The organism is Acutalibacter sp. LFL-21 (assembly GCF_025630755.1).
GTDB classification, from domain to species: domain Bacteria; phylum Bacillota; class Clostridia; order Oscillospirales; family Acutalibacteraceae; genus Acutalibacter; species Acutalibacter stercoravium.
On sequence record NZ_JAOTNT010000003.1, the window covers coordinates 134,203 to 148,695 of the forward strand.

The 14,493-nt window shown below is 58.3% G+C and carries 15 protein-coding genes; 4 read left to right on the top strand and 11 right to left on the bottom strand.

Features of this window, described 5'->3' with window-relative positions:
* Positions 1 to 145 precede the first annotated feature (145 nt).
* Genes ODJ80_RS04580 through ODJ80_RS04590 form a run of 3 tightly spaced genes read left to right on the top strand, consistent with a single transcriptional unit; the run spans position 146 to position 3,002 of the window.
* On the top strand, positions 146 to 1,414 hold the full coding sequence (locus ODJ80_RS04580) for a glycoside hydrolase family 125 protein (protein WP_263041108.1): 1,269 nt from the start codon (positions 146 to 148) through the stop codon (positions 1,412 to 1,414).
* Positions 1,414 to 2,022, top strand: a complete 609-nt coding sequence (locus tag ODJ80_RS04585) for a sugar O-acetyltransferase (RefSeq protein WP_263041264.1) — start codon at positions 1,414 to 1,416, stop codon at positions 2,020 to 2,022. Before ODJ80_RS04580 ends, ODJ80_RS04585 begins: the two co-directional genes overlap by 1 nt.
* 14 nt (positions 2,023 to 2,036) lie before the next feature.
* Entirely contained in the window at positions 2,037 to 3,002 is a 966-nt protein-coding gene (locus ODJ80_RS04590) for a CehA/McbA family metallohydrolase (RefSeq protein WP_263041109.1), read from the top strand.
* Positions 3,003 to 3,158: 156 nt separating this feature from the next.
* Here ODJ80_RS04590 and ODJ80_RS04595 read toward each other — a convergent pair whose 3' ends face one another.
* The 3 genes from ODJ80_RS04595 to acgA all read right to left on the bottom strand — a co-directional run bounded on the left by ODJ80_RS04595 (position 3,159) and on the right by acgA (position 5,084).
* Entirely contained in the window at positions 3,159 to 3,746 is a 588-nt protein-coding gene (locus tag ODJ80_RS04595; RefSeq protein WP_263041110.1) for a nitroreductase family protein, read from the bottom strand.
* Position 3,747: 1 nt separating this feature from the next.
* Positions 3,748 to 4,782: a radical SAM/SPASM domain protein, ACGX system gene (gene acgM, locus ODJ80_RS04600; protein WP_263041111.1), complete on the bottom strand. Its 1,035-nt coding sequence runs from the start codon at positions 4,780 to 4,782 to the stop codon at positions 3,748 to 3,750.
* A gap of 107 nt (positions 4,783 to 4,889) precedes the next feature.
* Positions 4,890 to 5,084 (bottom strand): ACGX-repeat peptide, encoded by a 195-nt coding sequence (gene acgA / locus ODJ80_RS04605; protein ID WP_263041112.1) that lies wholly within the window; start codon positions 5,082 to 5,084, stop codon positions 4,890 to 4,892.
* A 179-nt stretch (positions 5,085 to 5,263) separates the two neighbouring features.
* Between acgA and ODJ80_RS04610 the strand changes: the two genes are divergently transcribed.
* Positions 5,264 to 5,632, top strand: a complete 369-nt coding sequence (locus ODJ80_RS04610; RefSeq protein ID WP_263041113.1) for a winged helix-turn-helix transcriptional regulator — start codon at positions 5,264 to 5,266, stop codon at positions 5,630 to 5,632.
* A 65-nt stretch (positions 5,633 to 5,697) separates the two neighbouring features.
* Here the strand turns inward: ODJ80_RS04610 and ODJ80_RS04615 are convergent, their stop codons facing one another.
* The 8 genes from ODJ80_RS04615 to ODJ80_RS04650 form a co-directional block, all read right to left on the bottom strand.
* Entirely contained in the window at positions 5,698 to 6,717 is a 1,020-nt protein-coding gene (locus ODJ80_RS04615) for a LacI family DNA-binding transcriptional regulator (RefSeq protein ID WP_263041114.1), read from the bottom strand.
* A gap of 221 nt (positions 6,718 to 6,938) precedes the next feature.
* Complete coding sequence (locus ODJ80_RS04620) at positions 6,939 to 7,820, bottom strand: carbohydrate ABC transporter permease (protein WP_263041115.1); 882 nt, start codon at positions 7,818 to 7,820, stop codon at positions 6,939 to 6,941.
* Positions 7,821 to 7,832: 12 nt separating this feature from the next.
* The gene (locus tag ODJ80_RS04625; RefSeq protein WP_263041116.1) at positions 7,833 to 8,750 is read right to left on the bottom strand and encodes an ABC transporter permease; all 918 of its coding nucleotides are present in this window, start codon (positions 8,748 to 8,750) and stop codon (positions 7,833 to 7,835) included.
* A gap of 103 nt (positions 8,751 to 8,853) precedes the next feature.
* Entirely contained in the window at positions 8,854 to 10,521 is a 1,668-nt protein-coding gene (locus ODJ80_RS04630; RefSeq protein WP_263041117.1) for a hypothetical protein, read from the bottom strand.
* A gap of 140 nt (positions 10,522 to 10,661) precedes the next feature.
* Positions 10,662 to 11,273, bottom strand: coding sequence for an SIS domain-containing protein (locus ODJ80_RS04635; protein WP_263041118.1), 612 nt, complete (start codon positions 11,271 to 11,273; stop codon positions 10,662 to 10,664).
* Positions 11,274 to 11,276: 3 nt separating this feature from the next.
* Positions 11,277 to 12,296, bottom strand: coding sequence for a ribokinase (locus tag ODJ80_RS04640; RefSeq protein ID WP_263041119.1), 1,020 nt, complete (start codon positions 12,294 to 12,296; stop codon positions 11,277 to 11,279).
* A 16-nt stretch (positions 12,297 to 12,312) separates the two neighbouring features.
* The gene (locus ODJ80_RS04645) at positions 12,313 to 13,392 is read right to left on the bottom strand and encodes a glycoside hydrolase family 172 protein (protein ID WP_263041120.1); all 1,080 of its coding nucleotides are present in this window, start codon (positions 13,390 to 13,392) and stop codon (positions 12,313 to 12,315) included.
* Positions 13,393 to 14,006: 614 nt separating this feature from the next.
* Positions 14,007 to 14,480, bottom strand: a complete 474-nt coding sequence (locus tag ODJ80_RS04650) for a DUF5677 domain-containing protein (RefSeq protein ID WP_263041121.1) — start codon at positions 14,478 to 14,480, stop codon at positions 14,007 to 14,009.
* Positions 14,481 to 14,493: the final 13 nt, after the last annotated feature.

Genomic DNA, 14,493 nt, shown 5'->3' on the forward strand with positions numbered 1-14,493 from the left:
GTTTACGTCTGTAGAAGGGAGAGCTTTTTGAAAGCTCTCCCTTTCTTTTTGGAAAAACACCCCTTCCCCTCTGGTCATCGGCGGACGCTTGTGCTACAATGGCCCTAAGCCCCCAGGGGGCAGTTTCGGAGAGGAGACAGGCACCATGATCCCAAAGATCCTTTTGCAAAAGGCGCAGGAGCTGGAGGAAAGGGCCCGTGGAGCATTCCCGGACCTGGCGCCCCTGGCCAAGCAGTGCTTTTTGAACACCATCGAGACCACCGTAACCCAGCTGGAGGACGGCAGCTATTTTGTCATCACCGGGGACATCCCCGCCATGTGGCTGCGGGACAGCGCCGCCCAGCTGCGGCCCTATGTGAAGTACGCCAAGGAGGACAAGGACTTACAGGCCATCCTGAAGAGCGTCCTCCAAAAGTATGCGTTTTATGTGAACTTAGACCCCTATTCCAACGCCTTCAACCGGGCGCCCCAGCAGGGGTTCAGCGAACACGACTTCAGCAATTTCCAAAGCGGTTGGATCTGGGAGCGGAAATATGAGGTGGACTCCCTCTGCGCGCCCCTGTACCTGGCCCATCAATACTATGAAGCCACTGGGGACGCCTCCATCTTCACCGAGGAGTTCCGGCTGCTGGTGCAGGCCATTGTGGACACCTTCACCACCGAGCAGCGCCACGACCGTTCGCCCTACTGGTTCATCCGGGAGAACTGCCCTAAAAGCGACACCTTGCCCATGGGCGGCCACGGGCGGCCGGTCAACACCACGGGCATGACCTGGTCCGGCTTCCGCCCCTCGGACGACGCCTGCAAGTTCGGGTATCTGATCCCCTCCAACATGATGGCGGTGGTGGCCCTGGGTTACGCCGTAGAGCTGCTCCAGGCCGGGTATGCGGACAAGGTGCTGGAGGAGCGCTGCCGCAGCCTGGCGGAGGAGATCCGGGACGGCATTGAAACCTACGGCGTCTACGACCACCCCAGGTACGGCAGGATCTACGCCTACGAGACCGACGGCTTTGGCAACTACAACCTGATGGACGACGCCAACTCCCCCAGCCTGCTGGCCATCCCCTATCTGGGCTACAAGCCCGCGGAGGACCCTATCTACCAGAACACCCGGCGGTTCGTCCTCTCAGAGGACAACCCCTATTACTTTGTGGGCAGGGCCGCCAAGGGCGTCGGCAGCCCCCACACGCCCCACCGGTACATTTGGCACATCGGGCTCATCATGCAGATTCTCACCAGCACCGACCCCGCTGAAAAGCGGGAGTGCCTGGAGACCCTGGCCCGCACCCACGCCGGGACCAGCTTTATGCACGAGGGCTTCGACGCCGATGACCCCACAAAATTCACCCGGCCCTGGTTCGCCTGGGCCAACACGCTGTTTGCCCAAATGCTGGAACAGGAGGTTTCCCTATGATGACCCCGGAAGAGCGCATGGAGAGCGGCAAGCTCTACGACTGCACCGATGAACGGCTCCAGGCCCAGCAGCGGGCCCTCAACGAGCTGGTGTACGACTACAATATGACCCGCCCCTCCCAACAGGAGCAGCGCCAGGAGCTGCTGCGGAAGATTTTTGCCGACATGGGCGAGGGCTGCTATATCGAGCCGCCCCTGCGGGCCAACTGGGGCAGCCACACCCACCTGGGGAACTTTGTCTACGCCAACTTCAACCTGACCCTGGTGGACGACACCCATGTGTACATCGGCGACCATGTGATGTTCGGCCCCAATGTGACCATCTCCGCGGCGGGGCACCCCATCGAGCCGGAACTGCGGGAGAAGGGCTTTCAGTACAATTTCCCCATCCGCATTGAGGACAACGTGTGGGTGGGCGCGGGAGCGGTCATCCTGCCGGGGGTGACCATTGGGAAGAACTCCGTCATCGGCGCGGGCAGCGTGGTGACCAAGGACATCCCCGCGGGCGTGGTGGCCCTGGGCGTGCCCTGCCGGGTGCTGCGGGAGATCGGCGGCCACGACCGGGAGTACTACTTCCGGGAGTGCCGCATTGAGGACGGGCTGAAATAACAGGAGGTACCAGCATGAAAGACCAGATCCTTTTGCCAGAGGCCGGCTATTACAAGGCCAACCTGCACTGCCACACCACCCTCTCCGACGGGGAGTTCACCCCGGAGCAGATCAAGGCGGCCTACCAGGAGCAGGGCTATTCCATCGTGGCCTTCACGGACCACCGGCGCTATGAAAACCACACCCAGCTCAATGACGAGAGCTTTCTGGCCCTGGCGGCCCTGGAGGTGGACTTGACAGAGGAGCCTGCGCCCGGCCGGGACTGGCCGGTACGCAAGTGCTACCATTTGAACCTGCTTGACACGGACCCCAGCCTCCACGCCGCCGAGAAGCAGGCCTCTCCCCTGCCCGCCTGCGCCTACGGGGACTTGGAGGGCCTCAACCGCTACATCCAGGAGATGAACGACCTGGGCTTTCTGGTGTGCTACAACCACCCCTACTGGTCCCTGCAGGACTGGCGGGATTACAGCGGCCTGAAGGGCCTGTTCGCCATGGAGATCTACAACCACGGCTGCGAGCACGACGGTCTGTACGGCTTCAATCCCCAGGTTTATGACGAGATGCTCCGCTGCGGCCAGCGGCTGTTTGCCCTGGCCACCGACGACAACCACGACCGCCTGCCCCTGGGCCATCCCCTCAACGACTCCTTCGGCGGGTTTGTGCAGATCGCCGCCCGGGAGCTCAGCTACCCCGCTGTGATCGAGGCCCTGCGGGCCGGCCGGTTCTACTGGTCCCAGGGGCCCCAGCTGAAGGGCCTCTCCATTGAGAACGGGATGCTGCAGGTAAAGACCTCCCCTGTGGAGAAAATCTTCGTCACCGTGGAGGGGCGGGACTCCTACAAGGCGGTGGTCTCCCCCGGAGAGACCCTGACCCAGGCCCAGTTCCCCCTTTCGGGGACAGAGGGCTGGTTCCGCGTTCAGGTGCGGGACAGCCGGGGCCTGTTCGCCGGGACCAACGCCTACTTTATGGACAGCCTGTGACCCCTTGCGACCGGCAGAGCGAGAGCCGCCCAGACATCTCTGGACGGCTCTCTTTTTATGCCTCTTGGCCGCAGAAAAGACGGATGGCCTCCCGGACGAAGGCGGCCGTGCCCGCCCCGCCTGCCCGGTCAATGTTTCTGGAAAACTCTTGGCTCTTCACACCCGGAGGACCCGCCCCTCCTTTCGGGGCTTGAGGGCGGGATGGGGGTCCCCTTCCCGGGGGTAGCCCAACAGCAGCTGCATCACCGCGTAGTAGTCCGGGCGGATGGCCCACTTCTGCAAGACCCGCTGCCCGGCGTCCCCCGCAAAGGCGGTCCACCCCTGGCCGATGTAGCAGGAGCCCACCCCCAGCGCGTCCGCGGCCAGCATCATGTTCTCCGCCGCCACGGCACAGTCCTCCGGGGTGAAGAGAAAGCCCCTGGGCCCAAACAGGGTGATGACTGTGGGCGCGCCGTAAAAGGCGTCGGTGAGGCGGGGGTCGTCGGCAATGCTGGGCTGCTCTTTGGAGACACACTGGCCGCCCTTGGCCATGCGGGGCTGGGAGTGGGCCCGCTTATTTTTCCCCAGCAGCAGATTCAGCTCCCGGTTCTGGCAGACCACGAACAACGGCCGCTGGCCGCCGCCCGCGCTGGGCGCGTAGAGCCCGGCTTCCAGAATCTGCGCCAGGACCCCCTCTTCCACCTGACGGGTGTCAAACCGGCGGATGGCCCGGCGGTGCAGGATCGCTTCCATCACGGTCCTCATATCAGACCACCTCCTTCCAGCACTGGGGATCGGCGGCGTAGAAATCGCCATCCTTGCCGCTGGCCACCGCTGGACAGCCCCGGCAGAAGGCCAGCAGCTCACATTTGGAACATTTTTCAAACTTCGAGTACTCCCGGTAGGCCTCCATCTGGCAGACCCACACGTCCGCCAGCCGGTCCTCCAGCGCGTTGCCCACCCTGCTGTTCTGCACCCGGCGGCAGGCGTAAATGTCGCCGGTGGGGAGAATGGTCAAGTGGCAGTTGCCGCAGTTGCAGCCGCTGTAGATCATCCCCTCTTCCACCGTTTCCGGGAGTTTGAACGCGCCGGTCTCGTATTCGTACAGCGTCCAGAGGTGATCTTTCTTGTTAAAGTAAGTCTGGCAGCCCGCCGCCTCATACGCCTTGAACTTTTTGTCGCAGTCCGCCAACAGCTGGCGGTAGCGCTGGGGCGCGATACCCACATCCTTCTCCTCGCTGGTGGGGCAGTAGCGGGCAAAGGCAAAGACATCGGCCCCGGCCTGCACCACCGCGTCGATGATCTCCGGCACCTGGCCGATGTTGGCGCCGGAGACGGTGGTCATCACCACGCTGCGGATGCCCGCCTGGTTGATGCAGCCAATCTTCTCCAGGGTGATATCAAAGCTGCCCGGCTTGCGGAACCAGTCGTGGGTCTGACGCATCCCGTCCAGGGAAAGCTGGTATTTTTCGCAGCCGTATTCCTTCAGCCTGCGGCAGACCTCGTCGTTCAGGTGGAAAGGGTTGCCCAGGATGGTGAAGGGAACGCCATGCTCTTTCATAAGGGCCAGCAGCTTCCAGAAATCCGGGTGCAGGATGGGGTCGCCGCCGGTGATATAGAAGTAGGGCAGCCGGTCATACACCCGGCAGAAATCCAGGCAGTTGAAAAAGGTGTCGCTCATCTGCTCCCAGGTCATGGAATCCAGATGTTTGCAGGTGTCTTCGGAGAAGATGTAGCAGTGCTTGCAGCGCTGGTCACATGCATCGGTGATGTGCCACTGAAAAGAGAAATACTGTTTCATCGTCTTTGACCTCGCTTTTATAGTAAATCGGATGGACCGAGTAAGATTTCGTGTGTCCCCGGCAGGCAGCTTCCCGCCGGGAACGGGTGTGATGGGGATAGAACAGATTACTTATCGCCAGCGCCGCAGGCAGAGCCGCAAGCGGTGGGCTTTTCCTCCGGCTTGTCCCCGGCCCCGCAGGCAGTGCCGCAAGCGGCAGGTTTCTCTTCCGGCTTGTCCCCAGCGCCGCAGGCGGTGCCGTAAGCGGCAGCGGGAGCTGTATCGTCCTTCTTGTTCCATCCGAAGAGATTTGACAGTGCCATGATGTTGACCTCCAGTTTTGGATTCAGAGGGCTGTTTCGCTCTCTGCGCTTTCATTATGGCAGGGATTCTGCCCCATCACAAGTACGCACCTTTTTATTACCGGGTCACCTTTTTGTAACCTCTTGCAAAGGGAAAATCCCCCCCTTTATAATAGGGGCAGTAGAAGGGAGTGGAATTCATGCTGACAAAAGAGGAAATGCCCGCCTGTCCCGTGGCCACCACCGTGCAGCTGATTGGAAGCAAGTGGAAGCTGCTGATCCTGCGCAACCTGCTGGCGCGCCCCTGGCGATTCAACGAGCTGCGCAAAAGCCTGGAGGGCATCAGCCAAAAGGTGCTCACCGACAGCCTGCGCTCCATGGAAGAGGACGGCCTGGTCACCCGCACAGTGTATCCCGAAGTGCCGCCCCGGGTAGAATACTCCCTGAGCCCGCTGGGGGAATCCATGCGGCCCATCATCCAAGCCATGGAACAGTGGGGTGCCCAATATAAAGCTGCCAAGGCCCGGGAACAGCAGGGCCTTTCAGCAGAAAAGGAGCCGCCGGCTTAAAACTGCCGGCGGCTCCCGCTTTTTACATTCTATCCTGTTCACACTCTTCAAAGGCGCTGGGATTCTCAATCCACCGGGGAAATCTCCCGCACGGATTCCCTCTCCACCAGCACAGGGGTAAACGCCATGTTCTTCTGGAAATTCCGCTTGTTGACAATGCGGTCCATCACGAAATTGGCTGCCTCTTGGCCCACCTGGCCCTGCAGCATGTCCACTGAAGTCATAGAGGGGGTGGTGCACAGGCAGTACTCTGTGTTGTCCAGGGCCACAATCGAGATATCCTCTGGAACTTTCAGGCCAAAGTCCACGCAGGCCCTCATACAGCCCACACCCATCAAATCGTTGCAGGCCACCACCGCGGTGCATTCCTCCCCCCGCTGCAGAAACTCAGTAAACGCCCGGTAAGCCCCCTCCCGGGTAAAGTCCGCATGGATAATCAAAGGCTTGGAAATGGGCACCTGCTCTTCCTCCAGGGCCCGTTTATAGCCCTCAAAGCGCTCCCGGGTGTTCTGTTCTTTGGCATTCCCTCCCAAAAACGCAATCTTTCTGTGCCCCTTTTCCAGGCAGTGGCGGGCCGCCATCCAGGCCGCGCGGGGCTGGTCAATATACACGCAGTCATAGTCGTTGAAGCCGCCCGGGCTTTGATAGTAGCTGGTAATCACCGTGGGGAGGCCCATGTCCTCAATAGCCTGAATCAGCCCCGGCGTATAGTCGAAGGAGCCAAAAATCACCCCGTCCACAAAATGCCCTTTTAGGGAGTCCAGAACCTCCAGCTCCTTTTCCGGGCTGTGCATGGTGTACTCCAGCAAAATGCTGTAGCCAAACCGCTCCAGCGCCACTGCCGCGCCGTGAATCATGGCAAAATAATAGGGATTCATAATGTCGGGAATGCACATCATGATCTTGTTGGTGATGTTATTTTTCAGGGTCTTGGCCGCCTGGTGCGGAACATAGGCCATCTCCTCCGCCGCCCGCAGGATGACCGCCTTGGCCCGCGGGCTGCAATAGCCCTTCCCGCTCAAGGCCCGGGCCACTGTGGACGCGGAATACCCTGTCTTACTGGCAATGTCATAGATCGTTGCCATCCATACTCCCCCACTTTCACAAGGCGGGAAAACCTCTTGCCGCTTTGCTTTTTCTCCATAAAATTGTAGCATGAGCCCTTGCCGCGTGTCAAATGGAAAAACAGAGCGCCCTTTCCCGGGAAAAAGAAAGAGACAGGACACAGACCGCTCTGCACCCTATCTCTTTCACTGGAAGCGGGAGGGTCCGCCCGCCGTTCTCCGCAGGCCCTCTCAAAGGGAGATCACCCCTTGATTGCGCCGACCATCACACCCTTGATGAAATACCGCTGTAAAAAGGGGTAGATGCACAAGATCGGCAACGTGGCAATCACCACAACAGAGTACTTCACCAGCACCTGGTACATGTCATTGGAATAGGTCCCCACGGTGTTCATGTTGGTCATGGAGGACATGTCGTTGGCAATGAGGATCTCCCGCATAATCAGCTGCAAAGGGAATTTCTCCCGGTCCTGAAGGAAGATCATGGCATTGAACCAGCTGTTCCAGTTGCCCACCCCGTAAAACAGGGTCATTGTGGCCAGCATGGGCTTGGAAAGGGGCAGGTAGATGCTGGTAAAGATGCGCAGGGGCGTGGCGCCGTCAATTTTAGCGGACTCCTCCAGGGAATCGGGCACCCCCAGAAAAGAGGTGCGCATGACGATCAGATTCCAGGTGTTCACCAGGCCCACCAGAATAATCGCCATTCTGGTGTTGTACAGGCCCAAGCTGTTCACCAGCAGGTACAAGGGGATCAGCCCGCCGGAAAAATACATGGTAAAAACCACCGCCAGCATAATGGGCCGGGCCAGCAGGGCATCCTTGCGGGAGGTGACAAAGGCCCCGGCCGCGGTGACGATCAGGCTTAGAACCGTACCCACCACCACATAGAAAATGGTGTTGGCATACCCTGTCAGGATATTGGGGTTTTTAAAGGCCAGGCCGTAACCCTCCAGCGTAAAACCCAGGGGCGCCACCAGCAGGCCGGTGTGCTTCATAATGGCCGCGGGCTCGCTGAGAGAGGCGAACACAATGTAGAGCATTGGATACAGGCAGAGAATACCGATCAGGCACAGGAAAATGCCGTTTATCAACGGGAAAACAGATCTCTTTTTACGCGTTTTCATTGCAGAGCCTCCTTACCACATGCTGGTCTCAAACAGGCGTTTGGACACCTTGTTGGCCACCACCAGCAACACCAGATTGATTACAGAGTTGAACAGGCCCACAGCAGAGCTATAGCTGTAATTCATCTGCATCAAGCCCATGCGGTAGATGTAGGTGGAGATCACGTCCGCCGTCTCATAGGTCATGCCGTTGTAGAGCAGGATAATCTTCTCAAAGCCCAGGCTCATCATCTGGCCGATCTTCATAATGTAGACAATGGCAATGGTCTCCCGAATGCCGGGAAGGGTGATGTGCCACATCTTCCGCCACCGGCCCGCGCCGTCAATGGTGGCGGCTTCATACAGGCCCTGGTCAATGTTGGTAATGGCGGCAATGTAGATGATGCTGCCCCAGCCCAGGCCCTGCCAAATATCCGTGATGGTGTAAATCGGCCAGAACCAGTCGGGGTCCAGCATAAAGGAAACCCGTTTCCCGCCAAACAGGGCGATGAGGTCGTTGACCACGCCGTCTTGCCGTGTAAACTCCAAAATCATGCCGCAGGCCACCACCAGCGAGATGAAATAGGGCAGGTAGGAAACTGTCTGGATCGTGCGCTTAAAAGCGGAATTTTTGACCTCGTTGAGCAAAAGGGCAAAAATGATGGGGGCGGGCAGGCCGAAAACCAAACCGTACAGGTTGATCATCAGCGTGTTGCGGATCAGTTCCCAGCAGGTGCGGCTGTTGAAAAAGTCCACGAAATGCTGGAACCCCACCCAGGGGCTTCCCCAGATGCCCAACCCGGGGGAAAAGTCTTTAAAGGCGATAATCTGCCCGTAGATGGGCCCGTAGCAGAAAATCAGGTAGAACAGCACCATGGGCAGCGCCAGCAGGTAAAGGCCCCAGTTCCGGCCCATGTCCCGCCGCAGCCGCGGCAGCAGCCTTGACTTCATTCTTTCATCTCCTCCAACCAAATCATACATGGAGAAGGGGCCGCCGCAAGGCGGCGGCCCCTCTCTACCATACACTTCAGTCTCACACTACACGTTACGATTCTTAGTGGCTGTTGTAAGTATCCAAGCCCTGCTGCTGGTACTCGATCGCAGTCTCGATGCCCAGGTCCTTCATTTCCTGCACAAAGGCATCAAAGTTATCCAGGGGCTCCATGCCCATGATAAAGCTGAGCACCATCTGGTCCAGATAGGTATTCACCTCGGTCATAATGCTGCTGTACTCATCCGCCACATCCGAGGGGACAGAGCTGGGGGGCATCTCCTCTGCGCGGTCGTTGTTGGAGAGCCAGGTGCTGATGGAAGCCCAGCTGGCCTCTACCTGGGGCTCGGGCATGGCAAAGGCGTTGTAGATGTAGGGCCCGCAGAACAGCTTGTACTTCCAAGAGGCCACGGCGTAATCCAGGCCATCGGGGTTGTCGGCAATCAGGTCGGTAAAGACGGGCTTTCCATCGACCATGTTGTAGCTGCGGCCCTCAATGCCATAGTTGAACAGCATGGTGGACTCTTCGGTATACCAGTTGTCGCGCCAGCGGCACACGGCCTCCAGCCGGTCTTCCGAGACCGCGGTGGTCAGGTAGTCGCGGCGGCCGTCGCCAGACTCCACGATGGGGGAGTTGGAACCCAGATGGATTTCGTCACCCTCGTTGAGCACAGGGTAGGGCACCGCCACAATCTCCCCCTCCCCTTCTGTGAACAGGGAGTTATACAGGGGCACGATGTCCTGATAGGTCTCTACAATAGAGCCCGCCCGGCCAGTGGTCAGGTATTCCGAATAGAAATTGGTGTCAGAAGAAGTGGCGGCAAAGTCGGGATCCAGCAGCCCTTCATTGTACCACTGGTTCATCAGGGTCAAATACTCCTTAAAGCCGGGCTCGATGGGGCCATACTTCACGGTGCCATCCACCTGGTAGAAGCCCGCGCCCACGCCAAAAGCGCTGACAAACATGGAATTCCCAGAGCGGCCGGTCTTGGGCAGGATCAAGGGCACGTCGGCGCCCATCTCATCCCGGAAGGCCACCAGCATGGTGTGCCAGTCGTCGATGGTTTCCGGCACATCCATACCCAGCTGTTCCAGCCAATCGGCCCGCACAGCGGGGCCAGCCCAGGGAGAGACAGAGTACTGGCCTTCATCGCCCTGGTTCTCCGGCAGGTTAAACTGCCCCCAGCCCCAGATATGGCCGTTGTTGGTGGTCATCTGCTTACGGATCTCGTCGTTGCTGTCGATGATGGCCTGCATATTGGGGCAGTATTCCATCAGGTCATCCAAGGGGCGGTAGATGTTCTCATCAATGGCACTGTCAGCGCCGGCAGGATAGTTGTAGCTGATGATGTCCGGCAAATTCCGGGAGGCCACCATCAGGTTGTACTGCTCCAGTTCCTGCCCCACAGGGGGATGGATGAAATCCACATGGACGCCCGTCTGGCGCTCCATCTCCTGGAACACCTCGTTGTCGTTCCAGGTGGTCAGCACCTGGGCCGCGTTGGAGTGGAGAGGGGTCCAATAACTGATGGTCTCTGTAACCTCTGTGGAGGTCTGGCCGCTTTCCGCCGCGCTGCTCTCCGTTTCAGAAGCGGCAGAGCTGGTTTCCGAACTGGTTTCTGAACTGGCGCTGCCAGCGGAAGAAGAGGACTCACTGGTAGACCCGCCGCAGGCTGTCAAGCTGAGCGCCATGGCAAGGGTCAACAGGATGGCGGTAATTCGTTTACGCATACTTCATTCGACTCCTTTTCTATAAAAATAGATGCTTGGCACAGGGCCTTCTATTCCTAACTGGGAACAGAAAAAGAGGTACCTCTTTTGGATTTTCACGTCACCTCCCCGCTCTTTTTTCAAAAGCTAGGCGCTTATTTTCATTTTTCATTTTCCCGCAGCTGGCCCAAGGTCCCGCCCGGATGCCACTTGACATATTGAACGGGATCCAGGTTTCGGTAAACCTGCAGCAGCAAGCTCAACCGCTGCAGCACCATATCCTCCGCCAAAATGGAAATGCGCGGCGCACGGTTCAGCGGGTCGCCCTCCTGGGCCACACCAGCGTACAGAGTGACCTCTGCCTGAGAGGCCAGCCAGGAGTTCATCCCGCCGGTAACCGCAATCACGGCACAGCCGTTGTTGCGAATGGCTGTCACTGTGGCCTTCAGCTCCGCGGTTTCTCCGCTGTTGGAAATGGCGATGACCACATCCCCCGGCACCAGCTGCCCGCAGGAACCGTGAACCGCCTCTGTCCCGTGGAGGAAATAGGTGGGGGTTCCCGTAGAGGACAGCAGTGAAGCGCCGTATTCCGAAACATGCCCCGGCTTTCCAATGCCGGTGATGTGAACACGGTTGCCCCGCTTCTGGGCCGCCACAATCAGTTCGGCCGCCCGGGCATAGGCCTGGTTATCAACCTCGCCGAGGAATTTCCCCAGCTCCTCCAGCGCTGTCCGGTCAAAAGCCTCCAGCGCCTGAAAATCCCAATGCTCCATGGGTCACTCCCCCTTCTCCTCTACACACTGCTTTACCTCTTCCACCAGGCGGCAAAGATCTTCTTCCCCCCGCTGGGAAATCAGCTGCCCCACCTGCTCCAAGGTGGGCAGGGACGTCTGCGCCCCCATGACGGACACGGTGAGCGAACCCACATAGTTGGCCATGCGGATGGCCGATGTATTGTCAATCCCCATAGAAACAAAGGTACAGAAGGCGCCGATAAAAGCATCTCCCGCGCCGGTGGGGTCCACCGAATGAATGTCCGTCAGGGTGGGAACCAGACAGAAACTCTCTTTGTTGCCAAAGGCGGCGCCATCGGTGCCCAGGGTGACCAGCACATTCTGGACCCCTTTCTCCAAAATCCTCGCAATCACCTGCCGCACATCCTCTTCGCAGACTCCCTCGGGCGTCTTGCGGATGGCGATTCCCGTCAGATCCAAGGCTTCGTGCTCATTGCAAGAGAGGTAGGTCAGCCGCGAGAGCAGCTTCTCCCCCACCTGGTCCGAGGGGGCCGTGTTCAGCATGACGGGCACGCCTTTGCGGCTGGCATACTCCGCCACCAGCTCGTTGATCTCCATGGGGATCTCCAGCTGAAGCAGCACCATGTCAAACTGCCCGATCTCCGTCTCCAGAAAGGCGATCTCCTCCGGCGTGATGGTCATATTGGCGCCGGGCACCACAATGATGCGGTTTTCAGTGGAGCCGTCCTCCCCCACCTGCAGCTGGACATTCCCCACAGAAGAGGGGTTCTCCGGGTCCACCATCACCCCGCTGCAGTCGATGCCGCTCTCCTCGCAGGCGCCCACCAGGTCCCTGCCGAAAGCGTCGTCTCCCACCTTGCCGACCATTGTGACCCGGGCGCCCACCCGGGCGGCCTCCACAGCCTGGTTGGCGCCTTTGCCGCCAGTGGCCATGCGGAACCCTGTTCCCAGCACGGTCTCACCCCGCTCTGAAAAGCGGGAAGCCGAAACGATCAGGTCCTTTACAAAGCTTCCCACCACTAAAATCCTTGGCCTTACCATATCTTTCTCAATCCCCTCAAATCACTTCCAAATAATCCTTGTCTCCCAAAACCGGGAACGGCGCTGTGGGCAGGGTCTGATACCAGAACGCCACCGAGGCGATGTCATCCTGCATGGGCAGATAACGCCCGCCTTCCCGCCATCCCAAAGCCTGGATGGTCACCCGCAGGTCCGAGTTGAAGCGGATGGGGTCGGCAATGTGGAACCGGTACAGGCCAAACCTCTTCTGGCACTTGTAGAGCCGGTCCTGGCCCACCGTGTAGATACCGCCGTAGGGCGTGGTGAAGTTCACATAATCCTGGTGGGTGTGGGGGTCCTCAAAGTTGTAGGAGCCGCAGAAGTAATCTTCCGTGCCAGTGCCGCAAATGGTGGGGTACTCCGTGTCACCGTCCATGTAGAACTTGATCTCACCTTCGCCCCACCAGTTGTTGTTCACGCCCCATGCCATGTAGGTGCCCACATACTGGCCTTTGCCCTGCACACCGTCCAGGATGGTGTAAACGTCCTTATAGGGCAGGGGGTTAACCCGGCGGAACTGGGCGTGGAAGTAGGCGGCGTCTTCGGGAACCTCTCCCAGGGTGTAGTCGATCTGGTAGTAGTAGACCACTTCTTCCTCCGCCCGGTTCTCCAGGGTGATGCGGCAGTGCTTGCGGAAAAGCATGGTCCAATAGCAGTTAAACGCGCTGCCAGGGTTAACGCACACCGCCAGGGTGGAGACCTGGAAGTACTCCTGCCAGCCACTGAGGAAGAAATCGCCCACGGGGCACTCCACAGAGGGGTTCTCCTGGCCGTCCCAATAGATGCGGATGATGGTGTTGCGCCACTTGCCCGTGGGAGTCATCCAAATGTGCTGGATGGCGCCGGGGCCCTCAATGCCGGCAATCTCCAAGGTCTCTCCAGCGGCAATGCGCACGAAAGGATTCACCTTCCAGCCCTTGCCCAGGTCCCGGGCGGCATACTTGGCAGAGCCGTCCTCCAGCTCGCACATGGCGCCCGCGCCCTTGGCCCCATTGAGGTTTTCCGGGCTGATGGACCGGGAAACCGCGTTTGACAGCAGGAACAGGTTGCTCATATTGTTCATAATGCCATTGTACATATTTCAGAAATCCCATTTCATTTATGATATCGGTTTTATATTTCTTGATCGCATTATAGTGGAAGAAATCTGCTTTATCAATATATTTTTGTAAATATTTTCTGTATTATCCCAATATCCCCTAAGAATATTCCAAATGTGATATTTCTCCCAAAGATTACTAATAATACCGATATTAGTTTTTTATTAAAAAAGAGAGCCGTTTCAAAAGGCCTGTTCAAGAGGCCTGCGGCTCCTTTCTCTGTTGTATTCGCGGTGGTTTTGATCATTTATTAGAATAGATTGTGGTGAGATGCCTGGACGAGATGTCATAGCAGATACAGTTGATGTCCTACACCTCATTGACGATGCGAGGGGAGAGCTTGTCCAGCACGTCACAGGGGACGCGTGCTCAGTGCGTGGCCGTGATCCCAGCTAGTAGTGCTCCAAAGAGCCGCCAAGCCCCGCTCAAGATCCTGCATCTCTGCTTCCAATTTCTCAGAAACAGGGAACAGACGGATTGCTCTAAAGATACAGTACATCATCACCGTAAGCAGATGATATGTGGAATCATAAAACGTGAAGGGATGCATTTTGGAGCGGATATCCTGCCCATGGACAAATGCGCAGGCCCATTAATACGTCTGATAGAGCTCCTTTTCCTGTAGGTATTCGCAAACTTGATAGAAGCTGATTCGGCCTTTGCTCGGGAGCACAGAAGCCAGCCACTCGTTTTCATTGCCCTTTTTGAACCGGCGAATCGTTTCCTCTGGATCGCGGTTCCAGTCGCTGCAAAGCTCATACACGATCTTGACTCCCGCCTGCCACAGCGCCCCATTCTCACCGCGGAGGCCGCGGATCATCCCACAAAGGAACCAGTCCTCCAAAAGGCGGGCACTCTTCTCCTGCTTTATCACCTTTCCATAGACACAGCACTCCATCAGAGTTCGTGTCATCGCCGCCGCGGAAAACAAATTTCCCCCTACAAACATATTGAAGAGCTCGTTGATCAACTCCCGCATGTGAAGACGCCACTGAAGCAGATAGTTCTGCGGGTCGTAGGGCTCCGGGGGCAGAAGCGTTACGTCCAGCTCATGGTAGCGCTTCAAAAAATCTGAGACC